The sequence below is a fragment of the Pseudomonas sp. Pseu.R1 genome, assembly GCF_045764065.1.
In the GTDB taxonomy this organism is placed as follows: Bacteria; Pseudomonadota; Gammaproteobacteria; order Pseudomonadales; family Pseudomonadaceae; genus Aquipseudomonas.
Genome location: NZ_JBJGEE020000001.1, coordinates 3,885,360 through 3,910,040 on the forward strand (window position 1 = coordinate 3,885,360; position 24,681 = coordinate 3,910,040).

The 24,681-nt window shown below is 58.7% G+C and carries 22 protein-coding genes and 1 pseudogene; 17 read left to right on the forward strand and 6 right to left on the reverse strand.

The window, feature by feature from the left end; all coding sequences use genetic code 11:
• Window positions 1-366: 366 nt before the first annotated feature.
• From ACI5GA_RS18025 to ACI5GA_RS18050, 6 genes are all read left to right on the forward strand, one after another.
• Window positions 367-1,332 carry a sulfonate ABC transporter substrate-binding protein gene (locus tag ACI5GA_RS18025; RefSeq protein WP_421423639.1) on the forward strand — a complete coding sequence of 322 codons (966 nt, stop codon included), beginning with the start codon at window positions 367-369 and terminating at the stop codon, window positions 1,330-1,332.
• A 27-nt stretch (window positions 1,333-1,359) separates the two neighbouring features.
• The gene (gene ssuC / locus ACI5GA_RS18030) at window positions 1,360-2,148 is read left to right on the forward strand and encodes an aliphatic sulfonate ABC transporter permease SsuC (protein ID WP_404635092.1); all 789 of its coding nucleotides are present in this window, start codon (window positions 1,360-1,362) and stop codon (window positions 2,146-2,148) included.
• The gene (ssuB, locus tag ACI5GA_RS18035; RefSeq protein ID WP_404635090.1) at window positions 2,145-2,954 is read left to right on the forward strand and encodes an aliphatic sulfonates ABC transporter ATP-binding protein; all 810 of its coding nucleotides are present in this window, start codon (window positions 2,145-2,147) and stop codon (window positions 2,952-2,954) included. The genes ssuC and ssuB overlap by 4 nt, the downstream gene beginning before the upstream one ends.
• Before the next feature lie 51 nt (window positions 2,955-3,005).
• On the forward strand, window positions 3,006-3,221 hold the full coding sequence (locus ACI5GA_RS18040; protein WP_404635088.1) for a TOBE domain-containing protein: 216 nt from the start codon (window positions 3,006-3,008) through the stop codon (window positions 3,219-3,221).
• Window positions 3,222-3,548: 327 nt separating this feature from the next.
• Complete coding sequence (locus ACI5GA_RS18045) at window positions 3,549-3,839, forward strand: hypothetical protein (RefSeq protein WP_421423642.1); 291 nt, start codon at window positions 3,549-3,551, stop codon at window positions 3,837-3,839.
• A gap of 75 nt (window positions 3,840-3,914) precedes the next feature.
• Complete coding sequence (locus tag ACI5GA_RS18050) at window positions 3,915-4,376, forward strand: hypothetical protein (RefSeq protein ID WP_421423644.1); 462 nt, start codon at window positions 3,915-3,917, stop codon at window positions 4,374-4,376.
• 55 nt (window positions 4,377-4,431) lie between these two features.
• On the opposite strand, the gene ACI5GA_RS18055 is transcribed toward ACI5GA_RS18050, so the two are convergent.
• Together ACI5GA_RS18055 and ACI5GA_RS18060 are read right to left on the reverse strand one after the other, a co-directional pair.
• On the reverse strand, window positions 4,432-5,067 hold the full coding sequence (locus ACI5GA_RS18055) for a TetR/AcrR family transcriptional regulator (RefSeq protein ID WP_404635084.1): 636 nt from the start codon (window positions 5,065-5,067) through the stop codon (window positions 4,432-4,434).
• A gap of 306 nt (window positions 5,068-5,373) precedes the next feature.
• Entirely contained in the window at window positions 5,374-6,750 is a 1,377-nt protein-coding gene (locus ACI5GA_RS18060) for a glutamine synthetase family protein (RefSeq protein WP_404635082.1), read from the reverse strand.
• 277 nt (window positions 6,751-7,027) lie between these two features.
• Between ACI5GA_RS18060 and ACI5GA_RS18065 the strand changes: the two genes are divergently transcribed.
• The 8 genes and pseudogenes from ACI5GA_RS18065 (at window position 7,028) to ACI5GA_RS18100 (ending at window position 16,427) form a co-directional block, all read left to right on the forward strand.
• Window positions 7,028-7,816: a gamma-glutamyl-gamma-aminobutyrate hydrolase family protein gene (locus tag ACI5GA_RS18065; protein ID WP_421423646.1), complete on the forward strand. Its 789-nt coding sequence runs from the start codon at window positions 7,028-7,030 to the stop codon at window positions 7,814-7,816.
• A gap of 50 nt (window positions 7,817-7,866) precedes the next feature.
• Complete coding sequence (locus ACI5GA_RS18070) at window positions 7,867-9,225, forward strand: glutamine synthetase family protein (RefSeq protein ID WP_404635078.1); 1,359 nt, start codon at window positions 7,867-7,869, stop codon at window positions 9,223-9,225.
• A gap of 72 nt (window positions 9,226-9,297) precedes the next feature.
• Window positions 9,298-10,662: an aspartate aminotransferase family protein gene (locus ACI5GA_RS18075; protein ID WP_421423649.1), complete on the forward strand. Its 1,365-nt coding sequence runs from the start codon at window positions 9,298-9,300 to the stop codon at window positions 10,660-10,662.
• Window positions 10,663-10,912: 250 nt separating this feature from the next.
• Window positions 10,913-12,007 (forward strand): polyamine ABC transporter substrate-binding protein, encoded by a 1,095-nt coding sequence (locus ACI5GA_RS18080; protein WP_404635074.1) that lies wholly within the window; start codon window positions 10,913-10,915, stop codon window positions 12,005-12,007.
• A gap of 333 nt (window positions 12,008-12,340) precedes the next feature.
• Window positions 12,341-13,435: a polyamine ABC transporter substrate-binding protein gene (locus ACI5GA_RS18085; RefSeq protein ID WP_421423650.1), complete on the forward strand. Its 1,095-nt coding sequence runs from the start codon at window positions 12,341-12,343 to the stop codon at window positions 13,433-13,435.
• Between the two features lie 55 nt (window positions 13,436-13,490).
• Window positions 13,491-14,633, forward strand: coding sequence for a polyamine ABC transporter ATP-binding protein (gene potA, locus ACI5GA_RS18090; RefSeq protein ID WP_404635070.1), 1,143 nt, complete (start codon window positions 13,491-13,493; stop codon window positions 14,631-14,633).
• Entirely contained in the window at window positions 14,630-15,550 is a 921-nt protein-coding gene (locus ACI5GA_RS18095) for an ABC transporter permease subunit (protein ID WP_404635068.1), read from the forward strand. The genes potA and ACI5GA_RS18095 overlap by 4 nt, the downstream gene beginning before the upstream one ends.
• Window positions 15,547-16,427: pseudogene (locus ACI5GA_RS18100) on the forward strand (ABC transporter permease subunit). Before ACI5GA_RS18095 ends, ACI5GA_RS18100 begins: the two are co-directional and overlap by 4 nt.
• 211 nt (window positions 16,428-16,638) lie before the next feature.
• Here ACI5GA_RS18100 and ACI5GA_RS18105 read toward each other — a convergent pair.
• Together ACI5GA_RS18105 and ACI5GA_RS18110 are read right to left on the reverse strand one after the other, a co-directional pair.
• Entirely contained in the window at window positions 16,639-19,038 is a 2,400-nt protein-coding gene (locus ACI5GA_RS18105) for a penicillin acylase family protein (RefSeq protein WP_421423652.1), read from the reverse strand.
• Window positions 19,039-19,209: 171 nt separating this feature from the next.
• Window positions 19,210-19,791, reverse strand: coding sequence for a DUF6436 domain-containing protein (locus ACI5GA_RS18110; RefSeq protein ID WP_421423654.1), 582 nt, complete (start codon window positions 19,789-19,791; stop codon window positions 19,210-19,212).
• A gap of 109 nt (window positions 19,792-19,900) precedes the next feature.
• Between ACI5GA_RS18110 and ACI5GA_RS18115 the strand changes: the two genes are divergently transcribed.
• A complete protein-coding gene (locus ACI5GA_RS18115) occupies window positions 19,901-20,842 on the forward strand; it encodes an alpha/beta hydrolase (RefSeq protein WP_421423656.1) in 942 nt (313 codons plus the stop codon).
• Between the two features lie 145 nt (window positions 20,843-20,987).
• Here the strand turns inward: ACI5GA_RS18115 and ACI5GA_RS18120 are convergent, their stop codons facing one another.
• On the reverse strand, window positions 20,988-21,728 hold the full coding sequence (locus ACI5GA_RS18120; RefSeq protein WP_404635060.1) for a DUF2059 domain-containing protein: 741 nt from the start codon (window positions 21,726-21,728) through the stop codon (window positions 20,988-20,990).
• Between the two features lie 195 nt (window positions 21,729-21,923).
• Here ACI5GA_RS18120 and ACI5GA_RS18125 point away from each other — a divergent pair, with 195 nt between their 5' ends.
• Window positions 21,924-22,556: a 2OG-Fe(II) oxygenase gene (locus ACI5GA_RS18125; RefSeq protein ID WP_421423658.1), complete on the forward strand. Its 633-nt coding sequence runs from the start codon at window positions 21,924-21,926 to the stop codon at window positions 22,554-22,556.
• 215 nt (window positions 22,557-22,771) lie between these two features.
• A complete protein-coding gene (locus ACI5GA_RS18130) occupies window positions 22,772-23,209 on the forward strand; it encodes a DUF4399 domain-containing protein (RefSeq protein WP_404635056.1) in 438 nt (145 codons plus the stop codon).
• Between the two features lie 209 nt (window positions 23,210-23,418).
• Here ACI5GA_RS18130 and serA read toward each other — a convergent pair whose 3' ends face one another.
• Window positions 23,419-24,648 carry a phosphoglycerate dehydrogenase gene (gene serA, locus ACI5GA_RS18135; RefSeq protein ID WP_404635054.1) on the reverse strand — a complete coding sequence of 410 codons (1,230 nt, stop codon included), beginning with the start codon at window positions 24,646-24,648 and terminating at the stop codon, window positions 23,419-23,421.
• Between the last annotated feature and the right edge of the window lie 33 nt (window positions 24,649-24,681).

Genomic DNA, 24,681 nt, shown 5'->3' on the forward strand with positions numbered 1-24,681 from the left:
ATGTTGATTGGCCAATCCCTTTCGCCACCAAGGCGGCTCCTACAAAGATCGGGCTGAATTCAAATCTCGCGTTTGACACTGAACCTGTGGGAGCCGGCTTGCTGGCGAATATGGTGTGTCATGCGAAGCAGTGACGCCTGACGCCCTGAATTCGCCAGCAAGTCGACTCCCGCAGAATCGACGTATTGCTTGTTATTCATTCTGGTGCTAACCAAATGAATAAATATGATTTTAAAGAATATGAACCCGCTGTTAATGTCTCTCCGTCCCGGCGATTTCGTCGGCCATGAATCCCCATGAACACCTTACTTGCCCGCCATCGGACAAGCAGGTGCCACCTGAAAGCTACTAGCAAAGGAGCGTGCCATGCGCACTGTCATTTTGCGTCGAGGCCTGGTCGCTCTGTTTGCTGCGGCGGTGTCCTTTGGCGTTCTAACCCAGGCTCAAGCCGACACCCTGCGTATCGGTTATCAAAAGTACGGCACGCTGGTGCTGCTCAAGGCCAAAGGCTCGCTGGAAAAGAAACTGGCCGAGCAGGGCGTGCAGGTGCAATGGACTGAGTTCCCCGGCGGCCCACAACTGTTGGAAGGCCTCAATGTCGGCTCCATCGATTTCGGCGTGACCGGCGAGACTCCACCGGTGTTCGCACAGGCTGCGGGCGCTGATCTGCTTTACGTCGCATCTGAGCCGCCTGCACCGACCAGCGAAGCGCTGCTGGTGCCCAAGGATTCGCCAATCAAATCGGTGGCAGATCTCAAAGGCAAGAAAGTCGCCCTCAACAAAGGTTCCAATGTGCATTACCTGCTGGTGCGCGCGCTGGAAGAGGCTGGTCTGAAATACACCGACATCCAGACCGTGTTCCTGCCGCCAGCAGATGCCCGCGCAGCATTCGAACGCGGCGCCGTCGACGCCTGGGTCATCTGGGATCCGTACCAGGCTGCGGCCGAGCAACAGCTTCAGGCGCGTACCTTGCGTGATGGCAAGGGCATCGTCGACAACAACCAGTTCTATCTGGCGACCAAGCCCTACGCACAGCAACATCCGAAAGTGATTCAGACCCTGGTCGAAGAAGTGCGCGCCGTAGGCGAGTGGTCCAAGGCCAACCCGGATGAAGTCACCAAGCAAGTCGCGCCACTGCTCGGTCTGCCGGAAGACATCACCAAAATCTCGGTCAAGCGCCAGGGTTACGGAGCGCTGTTCATCAGCCCGGAAACCATCGCGGCTCAACAGAAAATCGCCGACACCTTCTATCAACTGAAGTTGATCCCTAAACCGCTCAGCATCGCCGATGTGATCTGGACGCCACCTGCTGCTGTCGCGAAAGCGCAGTAAGCCTGGGCATTGAGAGGAGACAACTCCATGAGCGTGGAAAGAATCACTCAAAGACTGGCGCCTTGGCTGCTACCGGTCTTGCTGCTGGCGATCTGGCAACTGGCGGTCAGTGCCGGTTGGCTGTCCACTCGAATTCTGCCTGCGCCAAGCGCGGTCATCGAAGCGGGCGTGACGCTGGTGCGCAGTGGCGAAATCTGGACTCACCTGGCCATCAGCGGCTGGCGTGCGGCGATCGGTTTTGCCATCGGCGGCGGTATCGGTCTGACGCTGGGCTTCATCACTGGGCTGTCCAAGTGGGGCGAACGCCTGCTCGACAGCTCGGTGCAGATGATTCGTAACGTGCCACACCTGGCGCTGATTCCGCTGGTGATCCTGTGGTTCGGTATCGACGAGAGCGCGAAGATTTTTCTGGTAGCGCTGGGCACGTTGTTCCCGATTTACCTGAACACCTATCACGGCATTCGTAACATCGATCCGGCGCTGGTAGAGATGTCGCGCAGCTACGGTCTTTCAGGCTTCGCGCTGTTCCGGCATGTGATTTTGCCAGGCGCAATGCCTTCGATTCTGGTGGGTGTGCGTTTCGCGCTGGGCTTCATGTGGCTGACGCTGATCGTCGCCGAAACCATCTCGGCCAGCTCCGGCATTGGCTATTTGGCGATGAATGCGCGTGAGTTTCTACAAACCGATGTGGTGGTTCTGGCCATCGTGCTGTACGCCGTTCTCGGCAAACTGGCAGACCTCGCAGCGCGCGGTCTGGAGCGGGTCTGCCTGCGTTGGCACCCGGCGTATCAAGTGGCAAAAGGTGGCGCACGATGAGCACGCTTCAACAACCGGCAAACCTGTTGCGCGGCATCCCGCTGCAAGTGCGCAAACTGAAGAAAACCTTTGGCTCGCGGGAAGTCCTCAAAGACATCGACCTGCATATTCCGGCGGGGCAGTTCGTTGCCGTCGTCGGTCGCAGCGGCTGTGGCAAAAGCACGTTGCTACGCCTGTTGGCGGGCCTCGATCAACCATCGAGCGGGCAATTGCTGGCAGGCAATGCGTCGCTGGCGGACGCCCGTGAAGACACCCGCCTGATGTTTCAGGAAGCGCGCTTGCTGCCGTGGAAACGCATTATCGATAACGTCGGTCTGGGCCTCAGTGGCGACTGGCGCGGCAAGGCCCTTGAAGCGCTGGCAGCGGTTGGTCTGGCTGAGCGCGCCAACGAATGGCCTGCGGCGCTGTCAGGTGGCCAAAAGCAACGAGTGGCCTTGGCTCGCGCCTTGATCCACGAACCGCGTTTGTTGCTGCTGGACGAACCGCTTGGCGCGCTGGATGCCCTGACGCGAATTGAAATGCAGCAGTTGATCGAAGACCTCTGGCAGAAGCACGGCTTTACGGTTTTGCTGGTGACCCATGACGTCAGCGAGGCAGTGGCGATTGCTGATCGTGTCTTGCTGATCGAAGAAGGGCGCATCGGCCTCGACTTGCACGTCGACCTGCCCCGTCCTCGCGCTCGCGGCTCGTATCGACTGGCCGCGCTGGAGACAGAAGTCCTTAACCGCGTGCTGTCGCTTCCTGGCAGCCCGCCCGAACCCGAACCCACTTCACCGCTGCCCACGCAACTGCGTTGGGCCAACTAACCCGGGCGCAATGTCGCGCCTGGCACTGATCTCACAAAAGGAAGCCCTACCATGACTATCAAAGCCATCAACGTCCGCAACCAGTTCAAAGGCACCATCAAGGAAATCGTCACCGGTGACGTACTGTCTGAAATCGACGTACAAACCGCCTCCGGCATCGTCACTTCCGTGATCACCACTCGTTCGGTCAAAGAGCTTGAACTGGCCGTTGGCAGCGAAGTGATCGCGTTCGTGAAATCCACCGAGGTGTCGATCGCCAAGTTGTGATCGATGCGCTGTGAACAACCCCGAAGGGTGCGAGCCCTTCGGGGTTTTTTGCTTCTGGGAGTAGCACGCGGACTTCATGGGAGTGCGCTCGCCTGCGGCGAACGATTACGAGGTATCTCTAACACGTCGCGCCTGAGATGCCATATCGCGACAGAGTTAGCTCTCACAGTGAGTAACGTCTGTTGTTATGTCGGACTCAGGAGAAAGACGCTGCGCGGGCTGCTGTAGGACGCTTCTGAATTTTTGGGACATGGCTGACAGCTCTTAACAGAGGGGATTGTCATCCCTACATTCGATCCGTCTTTTACTAAGTCGGACGTCGAGATTATGAGAATACCGCGTGCGCCGGAAGGGGTTAACCTGACTTTGAACCTGCATTGGGCTCGCCAAAAGAAGGTGCTCTACAAATACGGTCGCGGTGCGTTGCTGTGGCGATGGTTTTATGAGCAGGTTCGCAATGGAGGACCGTGGGATTTCAAGCAGCAAGGCGCGGAGTATCAAGACTTTGGAAACTTCCATTATGGTGCTGTTGGCACGGCGGCCGGCTTTTCAAGTTTGTACTTCAGCGAGCTGCAGGTTTTGCCCAGTTCAGGGCGGGTACAACGGAGGAGGACATAACGTGGGTAGACTGGTTCTCGTTTCCTTATGGTGACGACAGGAATGACCAGATGATGATTCTGGAGGGCATTAAATATGCGATTTGCCATCCGCTGTAGCACTAAGTTAACGGCGTGGCTTCTGGCTACTCTGTGCGTCGTTCTGCTTGGTTGGATTTTGCTCAACCGCCAGCCTTCGCCTGTATTATCGGAAATCGTTGGCCGCTATCCCATAGGAAATGCCGGGATGGTCTACGCCGTCCTCACCGATGCAGGCGGGGCGACCTCTTCTTTTGTTTATCGCTACTTTCTCTATCAGCGCATGGACGATGATCAATTGGCGTTGAAGGCAATGGCACGCGATGGGAAGGCGTTTTTGGTGACACGCGATCCGCTTGCCAGAGTTGCAGTAGTGGAGGGGAGGGTGAAGGTTTCAGTCGGAAAACAGGTTTATCGATTCCATAGTCCTGCCGCCTTGACGGTGGACGGCCAGGACATGCTCGTTGATGTTTGGCTTGATGCTCGTATAGAGACACAGTCGGCAGAGGTGGTGCGCTAGTCAGGACACCACGAGTCAGGGTTGAACTGCGATTCCCCGTGGGAGCGGGATGGTCTCAGATTGCCGTGTGTTTCGGCAAAAACGGCGGCAGGTACAGCCCCAGATACGCGTCGAACACCCGCTGACCTTCCTCGGCCATGCGCGGGGTGATGCTGTCGTGCAGTTGCACTGAGCGCGCGTATACGCGGTCGGCGAGTTCCAGTGCCAGAGCGAAGACTTCCACGTCATCCGGCAAGGCGGGTAACTGGAAGTGTTTGGCGAACAGTGCGTACATCAGTTCGCCCAGTTCAACGTCGTGTTGACGGTCCGCCTGGGTGACTTCGGTCAGCCCATGCTGCGCGAGGATCAACTGGCGAGCGGCGGCGTCTTCGCTGTAGATGACCAACATGCGATTTTCCACCAGGCGTGACAGGTCGTGCCAGGTGTTGAGTTGTGCGTGATCGATCGGCTGTTGCAGGCTTTCGCGAAAGGCCGCGTGAACGTCGGCGGTCAGGGCTTCGAGCAGTGCCGGGACGCTGGCAAAAAAGTGATAGACCGACGAGGGCGGAATTCCCGCGCGCTCGGCCACGCTGTAAATCGACAGGCTCGCCACGCCGTCGGCAGCCAACAGCGTGCGGGCGGCATCGAGGATGGAATCGATCCGGGCCTGGCTGCGTGCGCGGGGTTTGCGGGGTGTGGCGGGGCGGGTCATTGAGTGCTCTCTTGATCGGGGTCGGAGGCATTGTACGCGAGGCATTCGGCAGTGGCGCCTGCCGATGTCATCGCGAGCAAGCTCACTCCTACAGGTGCGCGAAATCCTGTTGATCGTGCCCACGCTCTGCGTGGGCATGCATTCTGTGACGCTCTGCGTCACCCCGGCGATGGACGCGGAGCGTCCTGGGCGGCGTTACCACGCGGAGCGTGGGAACGATCAATCCCATCTCATGATGTCCCGTCTAAAATAAAAAACGCCCTCAACCACGCGGTTTGAGGGCGTTCTTTTTAATTCACACAGCCGTCACACCGTGTGCAGATACCAGTTGTACTCAAGGTCGGAGATGGAGTGCTCGAACTCTTCCAGCTCACTTTCCTTACAGGCCACGAAGATATCGATGTACTTCGGATCGATGTACTTGGCCATGATCTCGCTGTCGTCCAGCTCGCGCAGGGCGTCGCGCAGGTTGTTCGGCAGGCTTTGTTCGTGTTGCTCGTACGAGTTGCCTTCAACCGGCGCAGGCGGCTCGACCTTGTTGGTCAGGCCGTGGTGAATACCGGCCAGCACCGACGCCATCAGCAGGTACGGGTTGGCATCGGCACCGGCAACGCGGTGTTCGATACGCACGGCATCCGCAGTGCCGGTCGGAACGCGAACGGCGACCGTACGGTTGTCCAGCCCCCAGGTGGGCGAGTTGGGCACGTAGAACTGAGCACCGAACCGGCGATACGAGTTGACGTTCGGGCAAAGGAACGCCATCTGCGCCGGTAGGGTCTCGAGCACACCGCCGATCGCGTGACGCAGCGCGGCGTTCTGCTCGGGATCCTCACTGGTGAAGATGTTTTTGCCATCGCGGTCCAGAACCGAGATGTGGACGTGCAGACCATTACCCGCCTGACCTGGATACGGCTTGGCCATGAAAGTGGAATCCATCTCATGGTCGTAGGCGATGTTCTTGATCAGTCGTTTGAGCAGTACCGCGTAGTCGCAGGCTTTCAGCGCGTCGGCGGTGTGGTGCAGGTTGACTTCGAACTGCGCTGGGGCACTTTCCTTGACGATGGCGTCGGCCGGGATGCCTTGCTCTTTCGCACCTTCCAGAATGTCCTGGAGGCAATCGACGTATTCGTCGAGGTCGTCGATCAGGTAGACCTGTGTCGAGTGCGGGCGTTTGCCAGAGATTGGCGAGCGCGGGGGTTGTGGACGACCGTTCACGTTCTCCTGGTCGATCAGGTAGAACTCCAGCTCGAACGCCGCGCAGATGGTCAGGCCAAGTTCGTCGAACTTGGTCACCACTTGGCGCAGCACTTCACGCGGGTCGGCGAAGAACGGCTCGCCTTCCAGCTCGTGCATGGTCATCAATAGTTGTGCGGTCGGACGCTTCTGCCAAGGCTCGTTGCACAGAGTGTCGGGAATGGGATAACAGATTCGGTCTGCGTCACCGATGTCCAGGCCCAGGCCGGTGCTTTCCACCGTCGAGCCATTGATATCCAGTGCGAAAAGAGAAGCCGGGAGGTTAATGCCTTTCTCGTAAACCTTATGGAGGCTGGTGCGTTCGATGCGCTTGCCGCGCACCACTCCATTCATATCTGCAATCAGAAGGTCAACGTATAGAACCTCAGGATGTTCCTTAAGGAACGCGTTCGCTTCGTTGAGCTGAACGGCACGCGGGGGTACCGACATGATGCAACACCTTTGTTGTTGAAAATATCAATCATCGAGCATTACGGGGTTCAGTCAATCCGAAAGCCCAGATGAAGTCAAGAGAGCCCTGTTTTGCCCTAAAACGGCGCCTTGCGGCCATTTTTGCCGTGTTTTAGGGCGTAAATATGCCGTTGGAGGTCTCGGGAACTGCGATCTTGAGCGGGGCGTGTTTTATTTTTTACGGGGTTGTTGTGTAAAAAAATGAACAAGGCTAAGCTCGGTTGCAACCCATAACAGCAATAACGCCGGGGGTCACATGTCTCGCCTTCCGCTGATCGGCGTCACAGCCTGCACTCAGCAAATCGGCTCGCATGCCTATCACATCAGCGGCGACAAGTACGTCCGCGCAGTCGCCGTCGCTGCCAAGGGCTTGCCGCTGATTTTGCCGTCACTGGCAGAGCTCATCGATCCGGCCGATATCCTCTCGGTGGTCGATGGTTTGCTCTTCACCGGATCTCCCTCCAACGTCGAACCCTATCACTATAGCGGTCCAGCCAGCGCGCCAGGCACTGCTCATGATCCTGCACGCGACGCCACCACCTTACCCCTTATTCGCGCCGCTGTGGCTGCTGGCGTGCCGGTATTGGGGATTTGCCGTGGTTTTCAGGAGATGAATGTGGCGTTTGGCGGCAGTCTGCATCAGAAGGTTCATGAGACTGGAACCTTTATGGATCATCGTGAGCCAGACAACGAACCCGTTGAAATTCAATATGCTCCGAGTCATCCGATGCACATTGAGCCGGGTGGTATGTTGGCTGGATTGGGATTGCCAGAAGAAATTCGTGTCAATTCAATTCACGGTCAGGGAATCGAGCGTCTTGCACCCGGTCTGCGCGTCGAAGCCACCGCGCCGGATGGCTTGATTGAAGCGATCTCCGTACCATCGGGCGCGTCTTTTGCTTCGGCCGATGTATTCGCGCTTGGCGTTCAGTGGCACCCGGAGTGGCAAGTCACGCAGAACCCCGACTATCTTTCAATTCTGCAGGCATTTGGCGATGCCTGCCGAAAACGGGCAAGACAGCGTGACGCCGAAGCGTCCAGATAGCCCCTGCTAGCTAATTCAGCTACCAGGACACCGAAAACCCTGAGGTATTTATGAGTACCAACCTCGACCAGCTCACCGATTGGTTGAAAGAACACAGGATTACCGAAGTCGAGTGCATGATCTCCGACCTCACCGGTATCACTCGCGGCAAGATTTCCCCGACCAACAAGTTCATTGCCGAAAAGGGCATGCGCCTGCCGGAAAGCGTTCTGCTGCAAACCGTGACCGGGGACTACGTCGAAGACGACATCTATTACGAGCTACTGGACGCTGCCGACATCGATATGTTCTGCCGTCCTGACCAGAATGCGGTGTTTCTGGTCCCTTGGGCCATCGAGCCTACTGCGCAGGTGATTCACGACACCTACGACAAGCAGGGCAACCCCATCGAGCTGTCGCCGCGCAACGTCTTGAAGAAAGTGCTCAAGCTCTACGCCGATCAAGGCTGGCAGCCGATCGTGGCGCCGGAGATGGAGTTTTACCTGACCAAGCGCAGCGACGACCCTGACTACCCGTTGCAGCCGCCGGTAGGCCGTTCGGGCCGTCCGGAAACCGGTCGCCAGTCCTTCTCTATCGAAGCGGCGAACGAATTCGATCCGCTGTTCGAAGACGTCTACGACTGGTGCGAACTGCAGAATCTGGACCTTGATACCCTGATTCACGAAGACGGCACGGCGCAGATGGAAATCAACTTCCGTCACGGTGACGCGCTGCATCTGGCCGACCAGATTCTGGTGTTCAAGCGCACCATGCGTGAGGCCGCGCTCAAGCATGACGTGGCGGCGACCTTCATGGCCAAGCCCATGACCGGCGAGCCAGGCAGCGCCATGCACCTGCACCAGAGCATCATCGACATCGAGACGGGCAAAAGCATCTTCTCCAATGAAGACGGGACCATGAGCCAGTTGTTCCTGCAGCACATTGGTGGTCTGCAGAAGCTGATTCCCGAACTGTTGCCGCTGTTCGCGCCCAATGTCAACTCGTTCCGCCGCTTCCTGCCCGACACCTCGGCGCCCGTGAACGTGGAGTGGGGCGAAGAAAACCGCACCGTGGGCCTGCGTGTTCCGGATGCCTCGCCGCAGAACCGCCGCGTTGAAAACCGCCTGCCGGGCGCCGACGCCAACCCGTATCTGGCCATCGCCGCGAGCCTGTTGTGCGGCTTCATCGGCATGGTCGAAGGGTTGAATCCGAGCGCGCCGGTGGTGGGCCGTGGCTACGAGCGCCGCAACCTGCGCCTGCCGTTGACCATCGAGGATGCGCTGGAGCGGATGGAAAACAGCAAGACCGTCGAGAAATACCTCGGCAAGACCTTCGTCACCGGCTACGTCGCGGTCAAGCGCGCCGAGCACGAAAACTTCAAGCGTGTGATCAGTTCCTGGGAGCGGGAATTCCTGCTCTTTGCCGTCTGAAGTCTATGGGCGCCGTCGAGCCTGGGAAGTCAGACGGCGCCCACACGCGATACGCAGCTAATGGAGTGGTTCATGAGTTCCAACAATCCGCAAACCCGCGAATGGCAAGCGCTCAGCAACGATCATCACCTAGCGCCGTTCAGCGACTTCAAACAGCTTAAAGAGAAAGGCCCGCGCATCATCACCCACGCCAAGGGCGTTTACCTCTGGGACAGCGAAGGCAACAAGATCCTCGACGGCATGGCTGGGCTGTGGTGCGTGGCGGTGGGGTATGGCCGCGACGAATTGGCCGAGGCTGCCAGCCAGCAGATGCGCGAGCTGCCTTACTACAACCTGTTCTTCCAGACCGCGCACCCGCCTGCGTTGCAACTGGCCAAAGCGATTTCCGAAATTGCCCCCGACGGCATGAACCACGTGTTCTTCACCGGTTCCGGCTCCGAAGGCAACGACACCGTGCTGCGTCTGGTTCGTCATTACTGGGCGATCAAAGGCAAGCCGAGCAAGAAGACCATCATCAGCCGCAAGAATGGCTATCACGGCTCTACCGTGGCGGGCGCGAGCCTGGGCGGTATGACCTACATGCACGAGCAGGGCGACCTGCCGATTCCGGGCATCGTCCACATTCCGCAGCCTTATTGGTTCGGCGAAGGCGGCGACATGACCCCGGACGAGTTCGGCGTCTGGGCCGCCGAGCAACTGGAAAAGAAAATTCTCGAACTGGGCGTGGACAACGTCGGTGCGTTCATCGCCGAGCCGATCCAGGGCGCGGGTGGCGTGATCGTCCCGCCAGACACCTACTGGCCAAAGATCAAAGAGATCCTCGCCAAGTACGACATCCTGTTCGTGGCTGATGAAGTGATCTGTGGCTTTGGCCGCACGGGTGAGTGGTTCGGTAGCGATTTCTACGACCTCAAGCCGGACCTGATGACCATCGCCAAGGGCCTGACCTCCGGTTATATCCCCATGGGCGGCGTGATTGTGCGAGACGAAGTGGTCGCGGTGCTCAATGAGGGTGGCGATTTCAACCACGGCTTCACCTATTCCGGTCACCCGGTGGCGGCGGCGGTGGGTCTGGAAAACATCCGCATCCTGCGCGAAGAGAAGATCGTCGACCGGGTGAAAGCAGAAACGGCACCATACTTGCAAAAGCGTTTGCGTGAGTTGAGCGATCATCCTTTGGTGGGTGAAGTTCGGGGTGTCGGCATGCTCGGCGCCATCGAACTGGTGAAGGACAAAGCCACTCGCGAACGCTATGCCGATCTCGGCGTGGGCATGATCTGCCGGACATTCTGCTTCAATAACGGACTGATCATGCGCGCGGTGGGGGACACGATGATCATCTCGCCGCCGCTGGTGATCAGCTTTGCAGAGATTGATGAGTTGGTGGAAAAGGCACGCAAATGCCTGGACCTGACGTTGGCCGAGTTGAGTAAGTGATGGACTGTAGGAGTGAGCTTGCTCGCGATTGCGGTTGTCACTCGCAGATGCAGCGTCTGATTGGACGCTATCGTCCGGATGTTGCCCAGACCAAGCTCACTCCTACAAAGAGACAGGTTGTTAGCGTGCAGATGAAATCTTTGAAAGTTATGCAACAAGGCAGGCCGCTCTGCTTGTAAGCCCGCCCAGGAAATTGCCAGACTAACGGTTGTTTTAGTCGCCGCTAACATAAAACATTGGAGCTGTACGAATGAAGAAATTTGGCAAAACCCTTCTCGCCTTGTCCCTGATGGGCGCAGTGGCTGCTGCGAACGCCGATGACAAAGTTCTGCACGTCTATAACTGGTCCGATTACATCGCGCCAAACACCATCGCCGACTTCGAAAAAGAGTCGGGTATCAAAGTGGTGTACGACGTCTTCGACAGCAACGAGACCCTGGAAGCCAAACTGCTGGCGGGCAAATCGGGCTACGACATCGTCGTACCGTCGAACAACTTCCTGGCCAAACAGATCAAGGCCGGTGTTTATCAAGAGCTGGACAAGTCCAAGCTGCCTAACTACAAAAACCTCGACCCTGCGCTGTTGAAGGCCGTGTCGGTCAGCGACCCGGATAACAAGCACGCCTTCCCGTACATGTGGGGTTCGATCGGTATCGGTTTCAACCCTGAGAAAGTCAAGGCCGCGCTGGGCGCCGACGCACCGACCAACTCGTGGGATCTGCTGTTCAAGCCTGAAAACGCCGCCAAGCTGAAAGCCTGTGGCATCAGCTTCCTCGATTCTCCGACCGAAATGCTGCCAGTCGCGCTGCATTACCTGGGCCTGCCAACCGACAGCCAGAAGAAAGAAGACATCGAGAAAGCCGAAGCGCTGTTCAAGAAGATTCGTCCTTCGGTCACCTACTTCCACTCCTCCAAGTACATCTCGGACCTGGCCAACGGCAACATCTGCGTAGCCGTGGGTTACTCGGGGGACGTGTATCAGGCCAAGGCCCGTGCTGAAGAAGCCGGTGGCAAGGTCAAAGTCAGCTACAACATTCCGAAAGAGGGTGCTGGCAGCTTCTACGACATGGTCGCGATCCCTAAAGACGCCGAGAACGTCGAAGGCGCCTACAAGTTCATGAACTTCATTCTGCAACCGAAGGTGATGGCTGAAATCACCAACGCTGTTCACTTCCCGAACGGTAACAAGGCTGCGACCGAGTTCGTCGACAAGGAAATTACTTCCGACCCGGGCGTTTATCCGCCAGCCGATGTTCTGGCCAAGTTGTATGCGATTGCTGACCTGCCTGCAGCGACTCAGCGTCTGATGACCCGCAGCTGGACCAACATCAAATCGGGCAAATAAGCCTGGTCGAAGCGTGCCGCCCCGTTGCGGCACGTTCACCCGATTCCTTATGGAACGGACGCTGTTGAGGCATCACTGAAGGACCTGTGGGAGTGAGCTTGTTCACGAAAAAAGCGGTACATCCACCCCCCATCGTAGGCGGTTGAAAGTCCCTCTTCGTGAGCAAGCTCACTCCTACAGAAATCCGCGTTTTCCGCCACCTGCGCGGGCAGATAAAAAGTTTTTTTGCGAGAAGGGTTTATCGAGGGTAAGTTGCGCGCCGGATTTGTCACAGGCAGCCACTACTGTCGTCGGCAGAGCCAACAGGCTCACCCACTGAAAAGGACTGCAAACGTGTCTATTTCTTTATTTTCCAAAGGCTTGTTGTTGGGAGCCGGTCTGACGCTCGCCGTCGGCGCATACGCGGAATCCACCGTCCGCATTTATAACTGGTCCGATTACATCGGCACCACGACCCTCGCGGATTTCGAGTCCACGACGGGGATCAAGACCAAATACGATGTTTTCGATTCCAACGAAACCCTGGAAGGCAAGCTGCTGGCCGGTCACACCGGTTATGACGTCGTTGTCCCCTCCAACCACTTCCTTGGCAAGCAGATCAAGGCCGGCGCGTTCCAGAAGCTCGACAAGTCGCAACTCCCCAACTATTCCAACCTCGATCCTGAACTGATGAAGCGCCTGGAGAAGAACGATCCGGGTAATCAGTACGCGGTGCCATACCTGTGGGGCACCAACGGGATTGGCTACAACGTCGACAAGATCAAGGAAGTGCTGGGTGTCGACACCATCGATTCCTGGGCCGTGCTGTTCGAACCCGAGAACATCAAGAAGCTGCAGAAGTGCGGTGTCGCGTTCCTCGATTCGGCAGACGAAATGATACCCGCCGTGCTGAATTACATGGGCTTGAACCCGAACAGCACCGACGAAAAAGACTACAAGAAGGCCGAGGACAAGCTGCTGAAAGTGCGTCCCTACGTGACCTACTTCAACTCCTCCAAATACATCACGGACTTGGCCAACGGCGACATCTGCATCGCGGCCGGTTTCTCGGGTGACGTGTTCCAGGCCAAGGCTCGTGCGGAAGAAGCGGGCAAGGGCGTGAACATCGCCTATTCGATCCCGAAAGAGGGCGGCAATCTGTGGTTCGACATGCTGGCGATTCCGGCAGACGCACCCGATGTCAAAGCTGCCCACGCTTTTATCAACTACATCCTCAAGCCTGACGTGATCGCCAAGGTCAGTGACCAGGTGGGTTACGCCAACCCGAACCCGGCTTCAGGTGACCTGATGGATCAGGAAATCCGCAACGACGAGTCGGTTTATCCGTCCGCGGAAGTACAGAAGCGGCTGTACGTCAACTCCGAGTTGCCACCGAAAATCCAGCGTGTGATGACGCGTAGCTGGACCAAGATCAAATCCGGTAAATAAAGACCTGGCGCCCGGCCGTACCGGTCGGGCGCAAAAACAGTTGGGAGTTTCACCCATGGCAGTTGCCTCCGGCGCCTACAAAAAAGCCCTTGAGGGTGGTCAGCAACCTAAGCAGGTGCTGGTCAAAATCGATCGGGTCACCAAGAAATTCGACGAGACGGTTGCTGTGGACGATGTGTCTCTGCAGATCAACAAAGGCGAAATCTTCGCCTTGCTTGGCGGTTCCGGCTCAGGCAAGTCCACACTTCTGCGTATGCTCGCCGGTTTCGAACGACCGACCGAGGGACGAATTTTCCTCGACGGCGTCGACATCACCGACATGCCGCCATACGAACGTCCGATCAACATGATGTTCCAGTCCTACGCGCTGTTCCCGCACATGACCGTGGCGCAGAACATTGCCTTCGGCTTGCAGCAGGACAAGCTGCCCAAGGAAGAGATCGAGTCCCGCGTGGCCGAGATGCTCAAACTGGTGCAGATGACCCAGTACGCCAAGCGCAAGCCGCATCAGCTGTCTGGCGGTCAACGTCAGCGTGTGGCGCTGGCCCGCTCGTTGGCCAAGAAGCCGAAGTTGCTGTTGCTCGACGAGCCGATGGGCGCGCTGGACAAAAAATTGCGCTCGCAGATGCAACTGGAACTGGTGGAAATCATTGAGCGCGTGGGCGTGACCTGCGTGATGGTGACCCACGACCAGGAAGAGGCCATGACCATGGCCCAACGCATCGCGATCATGCACCTGGGCTGGATCGCACAGATCGGCAGCCCTGTGGATATCTACGAAACCCCGACCAGCCGTCTGGTCTGTGAGTTCATCGGCAACGTCAACCTGTTCGACGGCGAAGTCATCGAAGACATGGAAGGTCACGCGCTGATCAAAAGCCCCGAGCTTGAGCGCAACATCTATGTGGGCCACGGCATCAGCACGTCGGTGGAAGACAAGCACATCACCTACGCGATCCGTCCGGAAAAACTGCTCATTACCACTGAGCAACCGACGTATGAATACAACTGGTCCCGCGGCAAGGTGCACGACATCGCTTATTTGGGCGGTCACTCGGTGTTCTACGTGCAACTGGCCTGCGGCAAGCTGGTTCAGTCGTTCGTGGCCAACGCTGAACGCCGTGGCGCACGCCCGACCTGGGACGACGAAGTCTACGTCTGGTGGGAAGACGACAGCGGCGTGGTACTGCGCTCATGAAAATTCGAAAAGTAAAACGTGCGTTCAATCGCATCACGCCCAGTGGCCGCCACGCGGTCATCGGCGTTCCGTTTCTATGGCTGTTCCTGTTCTTCGCACTGCCGTTTCTGATCGTCATCAAGATCAGTTTCGCTGAAGCCGACGTCGCGATTCCGCCGTACACGGAGATCTTCTCCTACGCCGAGCAGAAGCTCGACATCGTGCTCAACTTCGCGAACTACTCGCTGCTGACCGGCGACGATCTGTACATCTCGGCGTATCTCGGCTCGTTGAAGATGGCCTTCTTCAGCACCTTGCTGTGTCTGTTGATCGGCTACCCGATGGCCTACGGCATCTCTATCGCCCGCAAAGAAATGCAGACGGTGCTGCTGCTGCTGATCATGATGCCGACCTGGACCGCGATCCTGATCCGCGTCTACGCGTGGATGGGCATTCTCAGCAACAACGGCCTGCTCAATGCCTTTCTGATGTGGCTGGGTGTGATCAGCGAGCCATTACAGATCCTCAACACTAACCTGGCGGTGTATATCGGCGTGGTCTATTCGTACCTGCCGTTCATGATCCTTCCACTGTACGCCAACCTGGTGAAGCACGATCAGAGCCTGCTGGAAGCGGCGTCTGACCTGGGTTCGAGCACCTTCAACAGCTTCTGGAAGATCACCGTGCCGCTGTCCAAGAACGGCATCATCGCCGGCTGCATGCTGGTGTTCATTCCGGTGGTGGGCGAGTTCGTCATCCCTGAATTGCTGGGCGGCCCCGAGACGCTGATGATCGGTAAAGTCTTGTGGCAAGAGTTCTTCAACAACCGCGACTGGCCGGTGGCGTCTGCGCTGGCGGTGGTGATGCTGTTGATCCTCATCGTGCCGATCATTCTGTTCAACCGTAGCCAGGCCAAAGAACTGGAGGGCAAGGCATGAGAGGCTTCCGATTCTCGAACCTGATGTTGGTGCTGGGCCTGATCTTCATCTACGCGCCCATGGTCATCCTGGTGATCTACTCGTTCAACGCCTCGAAACTGGTGACGGTCTGGGGCGGCTGGTCGGTGAAGTGGTACGTCGGCCTGCTGGACAACACGCAACTGATGGCCGCTGTGGCGCGCTCGCTTGAAATCGCCTGCTACACCTCGGTGGCGGCCGTCGCGCTGGGCACCATGGCGGCGTTCGTGCTGACCCGCGTCACACGCTTCAAGGGCCGCACGTTCTTCGGCGGCTTGGTGACCGCGCCGCTGGTGATGCCGGAGGTGATCACCGGTCTGTCGCTGTTGCTGCTGTTCGTGGCCATGGCGCAGTTGATCGGCTGGCCGCAGGAGCGTGGCATCGTCACCATCTGGATCGCTCACACGACGTTCTGTGCGGCTTACGTGGCGGTGGTGGTGTCGGCTCGCTTGCGTGAGCTGGACATGTCGATTGAAGAGGCGGCGATGGATCTGGGGGCGCGTCCGTGGAAAGTGTTCTTCCTGATCACCATCCCGATGATTGCGCCGTCGCTGGCGGCGGGCGGCATGATGTCTTTCGCCCTGTCGCTGGATGACCTGGTGCTGGCGAGCTTCGTTTCGGGCCCTGGCTCGACGACCCTGCCGATGGAAGTGTTCTCGGCAGTGCGTCTGGGTGTGAAGCCGGAAATCAACGCCATTGCCAGCTTGATTCTGTTGGCGGTGTCGCTGGCGACCTTCCTGGTGTGGTTCTTCAGCCGTCGTGCCGAAGAGAAGCGCAAGAAGGCCATTCAGCAGGCCATCGAAGAAGCGGCCGCCGATGGCTGGAAACAGCCGGAAGTGCGTCGCCCGCAGGTGGTTGAGCCGGTTTGATCGTTGCCTGATCGTTCCCACGCTCCGCGTGGGAATGCATCCACCGACGCTCCGCGTTGCCAGATGCTGGACGCGGAGCGTGGGGACGATCATCAAACCTGTGGGAGCCGGCTTGCTGGCGAAAGCGTTGTGTCATTAAGCCCAAATGTGACTGACCTGACGCCTTCGCCAGCAAGCCGGCTCCCACAAGGTGAGGTGGTGCTACTTTGACGGCACCAACCTCAACACCTCTTTGCTATTCCCCGCCACATCCCCCTCACTGAACCGCTCCGGCAAATACTCCCCGCTGATATACGCCTTGGCCTGATCGGCGTAGTGCTTATCGAACAACACCCCGCTTTGCCCAACCGGATTGATGCCCAACGCATGGGCTGGATCGGCGAAATCGATCAGGCGTCGCGTAGACGGTCCGTACGTTACCGGCCACGGCGCGGTGGTAATGCTGGCGGACAGGTTATTCGGCACTTCATGAGTGCCAGGCGCTGCAAACGGACCGACGTTGAACAGCATGTCCAACGGCGGCTGACGACCCAGCGGGTGCTCGTGGGTCAGGGTGTGCGCCTTGCCCCAGGTCCATTCGCTCGGATTTACGCCATAGAGCGATTTCAAATGTGAAACCGCCGCATGCCAAGCCACTTTCACTGTGTTGTCGCGGCTCTCGGTTTCGTTGGAGTTGCGATTGTTCCACCACGGCGACTTCGCATCGGCGGCCAGCTTTGGCAGCGCCATGTCGATTACCCTTGTGGACAGCAGTGTAGAGAACAGCCCGTCGCCCAGTTCATCGCGAAAGGTCTGGTCGCACAGGTTGTAGAGGAACTGGTTGAACAGCGTCGCACCGACCGAGTCCACCGGGTAGTCGCCTTTCCACGCTGCCAGACGCTCGATCAGGTCATGCTCTTCCGGATCGCGGATGACTCGACGCAGTACCGGAATCAGCGGCGTCAGGATCTGCTGGGCATAGTCGGTTTTCGTGCCCAATTGCAGGGCCTTGCTGTTCTCCAGAGTCCACTTCACCGAGGCATCGCTCAGTTGCCTGTTCAACTGCCGACCCCGTTCAGCGAGGTTGTAGTAACCCGGAATTTCCATGCCCGTCGGCGATACCGGCTGGAAATTCGCCGAGACGATGTAGCCACGGGCCGGGTTCTCTTCCTGCGGGTTGGCGCTGAACGGGTAGAAACCGTTTTTGTCCGCCTGCTCGGTGCTGCCGTCGAGGATGAACGCCGGGTTCACGCCTGCCGGGCGCACCGGCAGTTGTGCGGCGGCCCACCAGCCGATGTCGCCCTTGGCGTTGGCGTACACCACGTTGAGGCCGGGAGAATGAATCTTCTCGGCGGCGCTGCGCATCTTGTCCAGCGTGTCGGCGCGATTGGCCTCGTAGAAGCCCTGCAAAATCGGATTGTCCGATTCAAGGAAGGACCACCACATGGCCACCGGTGTGTCGGCGTGGTCCTGAATGCCACTCGCAGTCAGCACGTCATTGATGATCGGGCCGTGGGGCGACTGGCGCAGGTTGAACGTGATCGGTGATTCGCCCTTGACCTTGATCTGTTCGGGGCGTGAAGTCATGTCAGCCCAGGCGCCGTGGTACCAGACCTGATTGGGGTTTTCGGGGTTGACCTTCTCGGCGATCAGGTCCACGTCGTCGTTCTGGAACATGGTCAGGCTCCAGCCGAAATCCATGTTGTGGCCCAATAAGGCGAATGGGTTAAGGGCCTGAAAGTGCCCGTAGAGCTCGAAGCCCGGCGCCGAGAGCTGCGCCTCGTACCAGACGGCCGGGACCGAGAAGCGAATGTGCGGATCGCCCGCCAACAGCGGTTTGCCACTTTGGGTGCGGCTGCCCGACACGGCCCATGCGTTGCTGCCCTCGAACTGTGGCAGACCCGCGTCTTCCAGCGCCTGTTGGCTGATCAACGCCAAATCGCTCAGGCCCTTCCAGTCCTTGCTGGTCAAGGTAGGCGATGGGTGCAGGGCGCCCTGCGGTTGCCAGTCCAGATCGAAGGTTTTCAGGTACTGCGGCCCTAATTGGTCGCGCACGTAGGTCAGCAGAGGTTCGGTGCGGAATGCGGCGGCGAAGCTGTAGGCCAGATAACCGCCGATGCTCAAGGTGTCTTCTGCTGTGAACGGGCGCTTATCGATACCCAGCACGTCGAACTCGATGGGTTTGGGATGTCCGGCCTGATACTGGTTCACGCCGTCCAGATAGGCTTGCAGCGCTTTCCAGGCCGGGGTGTTCTTGTCCTGTCGGGCGACGTAGGCATCGGCGTGCTCGCGAATGCGCAGGCTGCGAAACAGCTTGTCGGTGGTGATCAGTTTCGGCCCCAGCACTTCAGCCAGTTCGCCACGGGCCAGACGGCGCAGGATTTCCATCTGGAACAGCCGGTCCTGGGCGTGCACGTAGCCCAGCGCGCGGTACAGGTCTTCCTGATTTTCCGCTTTGATGTGGGGGACGCCGCGCTCGTCATAGCGCACGGTGACCGGTGCCTGAAGATGCGTCAGTGCGATATCGCCACTTCGTACCGGTTGCTTGCTGTGGACATACCAGATCCCGCCACCCGCGATCAGGATCACGACAGCGGCGACGACAGAAAGACTGCGTTTCATCCGAGGGCTCGAAAGATCAGAGAGAAGCCCGGAAGGCTACAGATTTGTGGTGGGGCTGGGTAGTCGGCGTCGGGCGCCCGTTCTTTGCCGTATCGCAGGCCTGCGCTTTTGTGGGAGCCGGCTCCCACAAAAGATGCCCGACCGACAGCCGGGGTATTCATAGGGCTGAGGTTATAGCGTCCACGGGCAATAACACCCCACCGCCATGGTGTGCGTGGCGCTCACCGGCCTGTCCGACTTGAGCGCCTGAAGGATCGGCTCCACGAAGCTGTTTTGCACATTGCAGACCAGCCCGTCGCTGTATGGCCCGAAATAGGCCAGATGGCCCTGCCGATCCCAGATGGCGACGGCAGGGCTTGAAGGTATTCGCTCAGCGCCTGGCAACGCATTCAGCTGCTTAATGGCGCTCAGGTTGGCTGGCAGTTGCCCACGAGACCCCGGCTTCTGCACCGCGTAAAAGTCCACGCCACCGTCCCCGGAAAACCGCGCCACCAGTTCACTCAAGTGCTCTTGATTGCCAACGTTGCAAGGGCAGGCGGGGTCCCAGAAGTGCACGACCCGGATTCGCCCCGGCCCCGCAAGCTTCGATGGCAGGCTGAGCACGTCTCCGGCAAAGAGAACCGCACGATCACTGAACGTACGGACGTATCGACCCTCAAACCAGCGGTAACCCAGCCACAGGCCTGCTGCACAGACGACGGCGATCAGCGCGAACAAAACGGTGCGGCGTCGAGTGAGTGATTGAGCGGTCATGGCTGGGCTTCGATTTGGGTGACGTAGCTTGCCACGCCTGTGCGGACAGAAGAAACTCACAGGCATTGCGTCACTGTTTGTGTGCCTATTTGCCTGAGCTGGAATTCTGATGTCCAACACGTTCGACCCTGATCGTCTGCGAGCCGGCCTGCAACCCTTGAGCGCCGGGCTCGCACTCTCCGAACAAGAGCAGGCCTACCAGCGTTTCTACAGTCTGGTGGGGCTGGGGCGTGATGGCCGGATCACCAGTCGCCTCGGACGTTTCGAGGTGGGTGGCTACGAAATCGTCACGCAGTTGTGGACCCCGGAAACCCCCGTCGCGACCCTGGTGCTGGTGCACGGCTTCTACGATCACATGGGCCTTTATCGGCATGTGATCGAATGGGCGCTGGAACTGGGCTTTGCAGTGATTTCCTGCGACCTGCCGGGGCATGGCCTGTCCAGTGGCAACCGGGCGAGCATTACCGACTTCGCCGAGTATCAAGTGGTGCTCGACCGCCTGTTCGCCGAGGCGGACATCCTCAAGCTGCCCAAGCCCTGGCATCTGTGCGGGCAAAGCACGGGTGGGGCCATTGTGATCGACCACTTGCTCAACCATGGCGATGACAGCCCGGTCGACGGCCAGTCTATTCTGCTGGCCCCGCTGGTGAGGCCGCGCGGATGGACGTGGTCGAAGGTCAGTTATTACCTGCTGCGTGCTTTCGTCAAAGGCATTGATCGACGTTTCAGCGAGAACTCCAATGCACCCGCCTTTCTGCCGTTTCTGATGGCTGATCCACTCCAGCCCCGTCGCTTGCCAACCGTTTGGGTGGGCGCACTGGCCAAGTGGATCGTACGGATCGAAAGCGCGCCGCACAGTTCACGGAGCCCGTTGATTGTACAGGGCGAGTCGGACATGACTGTAGACTGGAGCCATAACCTGGCGGTGCTCAACGACAAGTTCGACCACCCGCAGATCTTCATGCTCCACGAAGCGCGGCATCATCTGGCCAATGAGTTGCCGGAGTTGCGGGAGCGGTTTTTCGAATTCTTGACGCCGCGGATGGGGTGAAACGTCGCCGTTAATCCGATGGGGCTGGCAGATCGCTAATCTCTTGTGGGAGCCGGCTTGCTGGCGAAGGCGGTGTGCCATTCAGCGAGGATGTGACTGATCTGACGCTTTCGCCAGCAAGCCGGCTCCCACAATGATCGCGGTGTTAATTCACGCGTTGCCCCACCGCCAATCCCGCCCTAATCGCCGCCAGTGCCGCCTGATAGTAGGTCTGGCCCTCGGTTGACTCGGCAAAGGTCGAAAACTCTTCCAGTTCGGCATCCGACAAGTCTCGATAGACGTACAGCATCGTATTGCTCATGTCGTTGGCGATCTGCGCCATCAGGCGCTGACGCTGGCCTTCCAGCATGCCTTGAGTCGAGCCGCCACCCATCAAGCCCGGAATCATCGAACTCAGGCTATCGGCCGCTACCCCTGCGATGGCAAGGCTGACTTCTGCACCGGCTTCCTTGGCGGGCAGGGCGTTGGTCAGGTGGCCGATGATCAGTAGGCGGTTATCGCTGGCCTGCATTTTTGGCAAGCCTTGCGCGTTCTTGGCCAACTGGTCGGGGCGAGTGGCGGTCAGCTCTGCGTTGACAATCTTGCGGCCCAGCGGTGACTGGAAGAATTGCAGCGCAGGGTTCGGGTCCTGAAGCGTTTGACGCAGCTTCTGTGCGGCACGCTGATCCATGGCCTGGGGAGCGAATCGTTGATTGCTGTTATTCACCAATGCGTCGAATACCGCAGGCGGCAGGCTGTTTTTGTAACGCTGCTGCGCGGCTTTGAGGGCGTCATTGAAATGCGCGCGTTGTTCTGGCCAGCCTGCGACCTTGTACAACTGGTCGTAGCCGTCTGCCCAGGCGGGCAGCGTGCAGAACATCAACAGCAGGAAAAACAGACGGCGCATTAGGGACTCCTGTCGGCAGGCCGCTATTCTCGGCGGGGCGGCGGGGATTTGTCGAGTTAACAGTTGCCAGACCCCAATAAAACCCGTGGGTTCGGCCATCTTTTGTATAAAACGGCCTTGAGCGGTTAAACGCCGAAAAATATTCTTTCTCCCGCAGACCACAGGCTCTGTTGGATTGCACGGCGTCTGGATACTATGCGCGCCATGCACTTATCCCCTGATGACGCCCTGCTGATGCAAATCGTCGACGACCTGGCCGAGCGTGGCTGGTCGCAGCAGAACCTCTTTTTGCCTGAAGCGCTGACTCGCAAGCTGGCCCTTGAGTGCCGCAAGCGCGCGGCCGAGGGTGAGCTTGCGCCTGCGGGCGTGGGGCGCGGGGCTGCGCAAGAAGTGCGCGAGGGGATTCGGGGCGATCACATTCAGTGGCTGGAGCCCGCTCAGGCGGAGTCCTGCGATGAGTATCTGGCGGTGATGGATGCGCTGCGTCAGGCCCTCAATCGCGGTTTGTTTCTGGGGCTGGAAGACTTCGAAAGCCACTTCGCCCTATACCCGCCGGGTGCGTTCTATCGCAGGCATGTGGACCGCTTTCGCGACGACGACAAGCGCATGGTCTCCGCCGTTATTTACCTCAATGACGCGTGGTTGCCCGAGCATGGCGGGCAATTGCGGATGTTTCCCAAGGGCGGCGATCCGTTCGATGTGCAGCCTGTGGGGGGCTGTCTGGCGGTGTTTCTGTCGGGCGACATGCCACATGAAGTCCTGCCCGCGACCCGCGAGCGTTTGTCGCTGACCGGTTGGTTCCGGCGCCGGGGTAGTGAGCCGTTTTAGCGAACAGAGCGGCTTGAGACAGTCTCCTGTGAGAGCGGTGCTAGCGGCTGAGAATATGAAATCTTCTACATAAACCCACTCTCCCGACGCTCAAGGCTGCGGATCCGACTATGGTGATTACCGTGCCAGCGCGTTTGTCTGCGGACCCTGAACCGAATCTTTCCGCGCGCGGTCCCAGATGAGGCGTCTAGACCAACAAAGTAACGGGAGAGATCATGAAGACCTTATTTGCAAAAACTGCCTTGGCTGGACTGCTGCTCGGTTCGACGTTTCTGGTGCAGGCCGCCGATGTGCCGCGCACGCCGTCGCCCGCAGGCGCTGAGGTCTACATCATTTCGCCGAAAGATGGTGCTGTGGTCAACGGCACCTTCAAGGTGCAGTTCGGCCTCAAAGGCATGGGTGTCGCGCCTGCTGGCGTTGATGTGCCAGAGACCGGTCACCATCACCTGCTGATCGACGTGAAGGATCAGCCGGACATGAATGCGCCGTTGCCAGTGACTGACAATATTCGTCATTTCGGCAAGGGCCAGACCGAAACCGAACTGACCCTCACCCCAGGCCAGCACACCCTGCAATTGCTGGTGGGCGACAAGAGCCACATCCCGCTGAATCCGACGGTTGAGTCGCAGAAGATCACCATTACGGTGAAGTGACCTAGCGCCGCCGTACACCTGTGGGAGCGAATTCATTCGCGAGAAATCGCACATTCGACGGATATCTGCCGGATGTACCACCGCATCGCGAATGAATTCGCTCCCACAGGTGTACGGCGGTGTGTCAGTGACGTTGCATAAATGGCAGGCACAAAAAAGGAGACCCGAAGGTCTCCTTTTTCGTTGCAGCCCAAGACTTGGAGCAGCGCTTAGAACAATACGCGGCTACGGATGGTGCCTTTGATGTGCTGCAACTTCTCTTGCGCCAGATCCGAGTACTCGGCGTCGACGTCGATGACCACGTAACCGACTTTCTCGTTGGTCTGCAGGAACTGACCGGAGATGTTGATGCCGTTTTCCGCGAACACCTTGTTGATCTCCATGAGCACGCCCGGAATGTTTTCGTGGATGTGCAGCAGGCGGTGCTTGCCAGGGTGAGCGGGCAGGGCCACTTCAGGGAAGTTGACCGAGGACACCGACGTACCGTTGTCGCTGTACTTGACCAGCTTCTCGGCCACTTCCAGGCCGATGTTGGCCTGGGCTTCGGCGGTCGAGCCACCGATGTGCGGGGTCAGGATCACGTTGTCCAGACCGCGCAGCGGGCTTTCGAAGATGTCGTCGTTGGAGCGAGGCTCGACCGGGAACACGTCGATGGCGGCGCCGATCAGGTGTTGATCCTTGATGGCAGCGGCCAGTGCGTCCAGCTCAACCACGGTGCCGCGTGCGGCGTTGATCAGAATCGCGCCTTTCTTCATGGCGCGGATTTCTTTCTCGCCGATCATCCACTGGGTTGATGGCAGCTCAGGCACGTGCAGCGACACGATGTCGGCCAGGCCCAGCAGCTCGTTCAGGCTGGTGACTTGAGTGGCGTTGCCCAGTGGCAGTTTGGTCAGCGGGTCGTAGAAGAACACTTGCATGCCCAGGCTCTCGGCCAGAACCGACAACTGTGTACCGATCGAGCCGTAGCCGATGATGCCCAGCTTCTTGCCACGGATTTCGAACGAGTTGGCCGCGCTCTTGATCCAGCCGCCGCGATGACAGGAAGCGTTCTTCTCAGGGATGCCGCGCAGCAGCAGGATGGCCTCGGCCAGCACCAGCTCGGCGACCGAACGGGTGTTGGAGTACGGGGCGTTGAACACGGCAATACCGCGCTCGCGGGCTGCGTCCAGGTCAACCTGGTTGGTGCCGATGCAGAAGCAGCCGACAGCGACCAGTTTCTTGGCGCCGTCGAAGATTTCTTCGGTCAGGTGCGTGCGGGAACGAATACCGATGAAGTGAGCGTCGGCGATCTTTTCCTTCAGTTCGGCTTCCGGCAGCGACTTGGTGTGGTACTCGATGTTGGAGTAACCGGCGGCCTTGAGGACATCGACGGCGGATTGATGGACGCCTTCGAGAAGAAGGAACTTGATCTTGCTCTTGTCGAGGGAAGTCTTGCTCATCTGCGTAAACCTGTGTCCCGGAGAAAAATGGCA

What these genes read in the sequence shown, in the direction of transcription:
- ACI5GA_RS18025 (WP_421423639.1), top strand. Translation starts at nt 367, where the DNA reads ATGCGCACTGTCATTTTGCGTCGAGGCCTGGTCGCTCTGTTTGCTGCG.
- ssuC (WP_404635092.1), top strand. Translation starts at nt 1,360, where the DNA reads ATGAGCGTGGAAAGAATCACTCAAAGACTGGCGCCTTGGCTGCTACCG.
- ssuB (WP_404635090.1), top strand. Translation starts at nt 2,145, where the DNA reads ATGAGCACGCTTCAACAACCGGCAAACCTGTTGCGCGGCATCCCGCTG.
- ACI5GA_RS18040 (WP_404635088.1), top strand. Translation starts at nt 3,006, where the DNA reads ATGACTATCAAAGCCATCAACGTCCGCAACCAGTTCAAAGGCACCATC.
- ACI5GA_RS18045 (WP_421423642.1), top strand. Translation starts at nt 3,549, where the DNA reads ATGAGAATACCGCGTGCGCCGGAAGGGGTTAACCTGACTTTGAACCTG.
- ACI5GA_RS18050 (WP_421423644.1), top strand. Translation starts at nt 3,915, where the DNA reads ATGCGATTTGCCATCCGCTGTAGCACTAAGTTAACGGCGTGGCTTCTG.
- ACI5GA_RS18055 (WP_404635084.1), bottom strand. Translation starts at nt 5,067, where the DNA reads ATGACCCGCCCCGCCACACCCCGCAAACCCCGCGCACGCAGCCAGGCC.
- ACI5GA_RS18060 (WP_404635082.1), bottom strand. Translation starts at nt 6,750, where the DNA reads ATGTCGGTACCCCCGCGTGCCGTTCAGCTCAACGAAGCGAACGCGTTC.
- ACI5GA_RS18065 (WP_421423646.1), top strand. Translation starts at nt 7,028, where the DNA reads ATGTCTCGCCTTCCGCTGATCGGCGTCACAGCCTGCACTCAGCAAATC.
- ACI5GA_RS18070 (WP_404635078.1), top strand. Translation starts at nt 7,867, where the DNA reads ATGAGTACCAACCTCGACCAGCTCACCGATTGGTTGAAAGAACACAGG.
- ACI5GA_RS18075 (WP_421423649.1), top strand. Translation starts at nt 9,298, where the DNA reads ATGAGTTCCAACAATCCGCAAACCCGCGAATGGCAAGCGCTCAGCAAC.
- ACI5GA_RS18080 (WP_404635074.1), top strand. Translation starts at nt 10,913, where the DNA reads ATGAAGAAATTTGGCAAAACCCTTCTCGCCTTGTCCCTGATGGGCGCA.
- potA (WP_404635070.1), top strand. Translation starts at nt 13,491, where the DNA reads ATGGCAGTTGCCTCCGGCGCCTACAAAAAAGCCCTTGAGGGTGGTCAG.
- ACI5GA_RS18095 (WP_404635068.1), top strand. Translation starts at nt 14,630, where the DNA reads ATGAAAATTCGAAAAGTAAAACGTGCGTTCAATCGCATCACGCCCAGT.
- ACI5GA_RS18105 (WP_421423652.1), bottom strand. Translation starts at nt 19,038, where the DNA reads ATGAAACGCAGTCTTTCTGTCGTCGCCGCTGTCGTGATCCTGATCGCG.
- ACI5GA_RS18110 (WP_421423654.1), bottom strand. Translation starts at nt 19,791, where the DNA reads ATGACCGCTCAATCACTCACTCGACGCCGCACCGTTTTGTTCGCGCTG.
- ACI5GA_RS18115 (WP_421423656.1), top strand. Translation starts at nt 19,901, where the DNA reads ATGTCCAACACGTTCGACCCTGATCGTCTGCGAGCCGGCCTGCAACCC.
- ACI5GA_RS18120 (WP_404635060.1), bottom strand. Translation starts at nt 21,728, where the DNA reads ATGCGCCGTCTGTTTTTCCTGCTGTTGATGTTCTGCACGCTGCCCGCC.
- ACI5GA_RS18125 (WP_421423658.1), top strand. Translation starts at nt 21,924, where the DNA reads ATGCGCGCCATGCACTTATCCCCTGATGACGCCCTGCTGATGCAAATC.
- ACI5GA_RS18130 (WP_404635056.1), top strand. Translation starts at nt 22,772, where the DNA reads ATGAAGACCTTATTTGCAAAAACTGCCTTGGCTGGACTGCTGCTCGGT.
- serA (WP_404635054.1), bottom strand. Translation starts at nt 24,648, where the DNA reads ATGAGCAAGACTTCCCTCGACAAGAGCAAGATCAAGTTCCTTCTTCTC.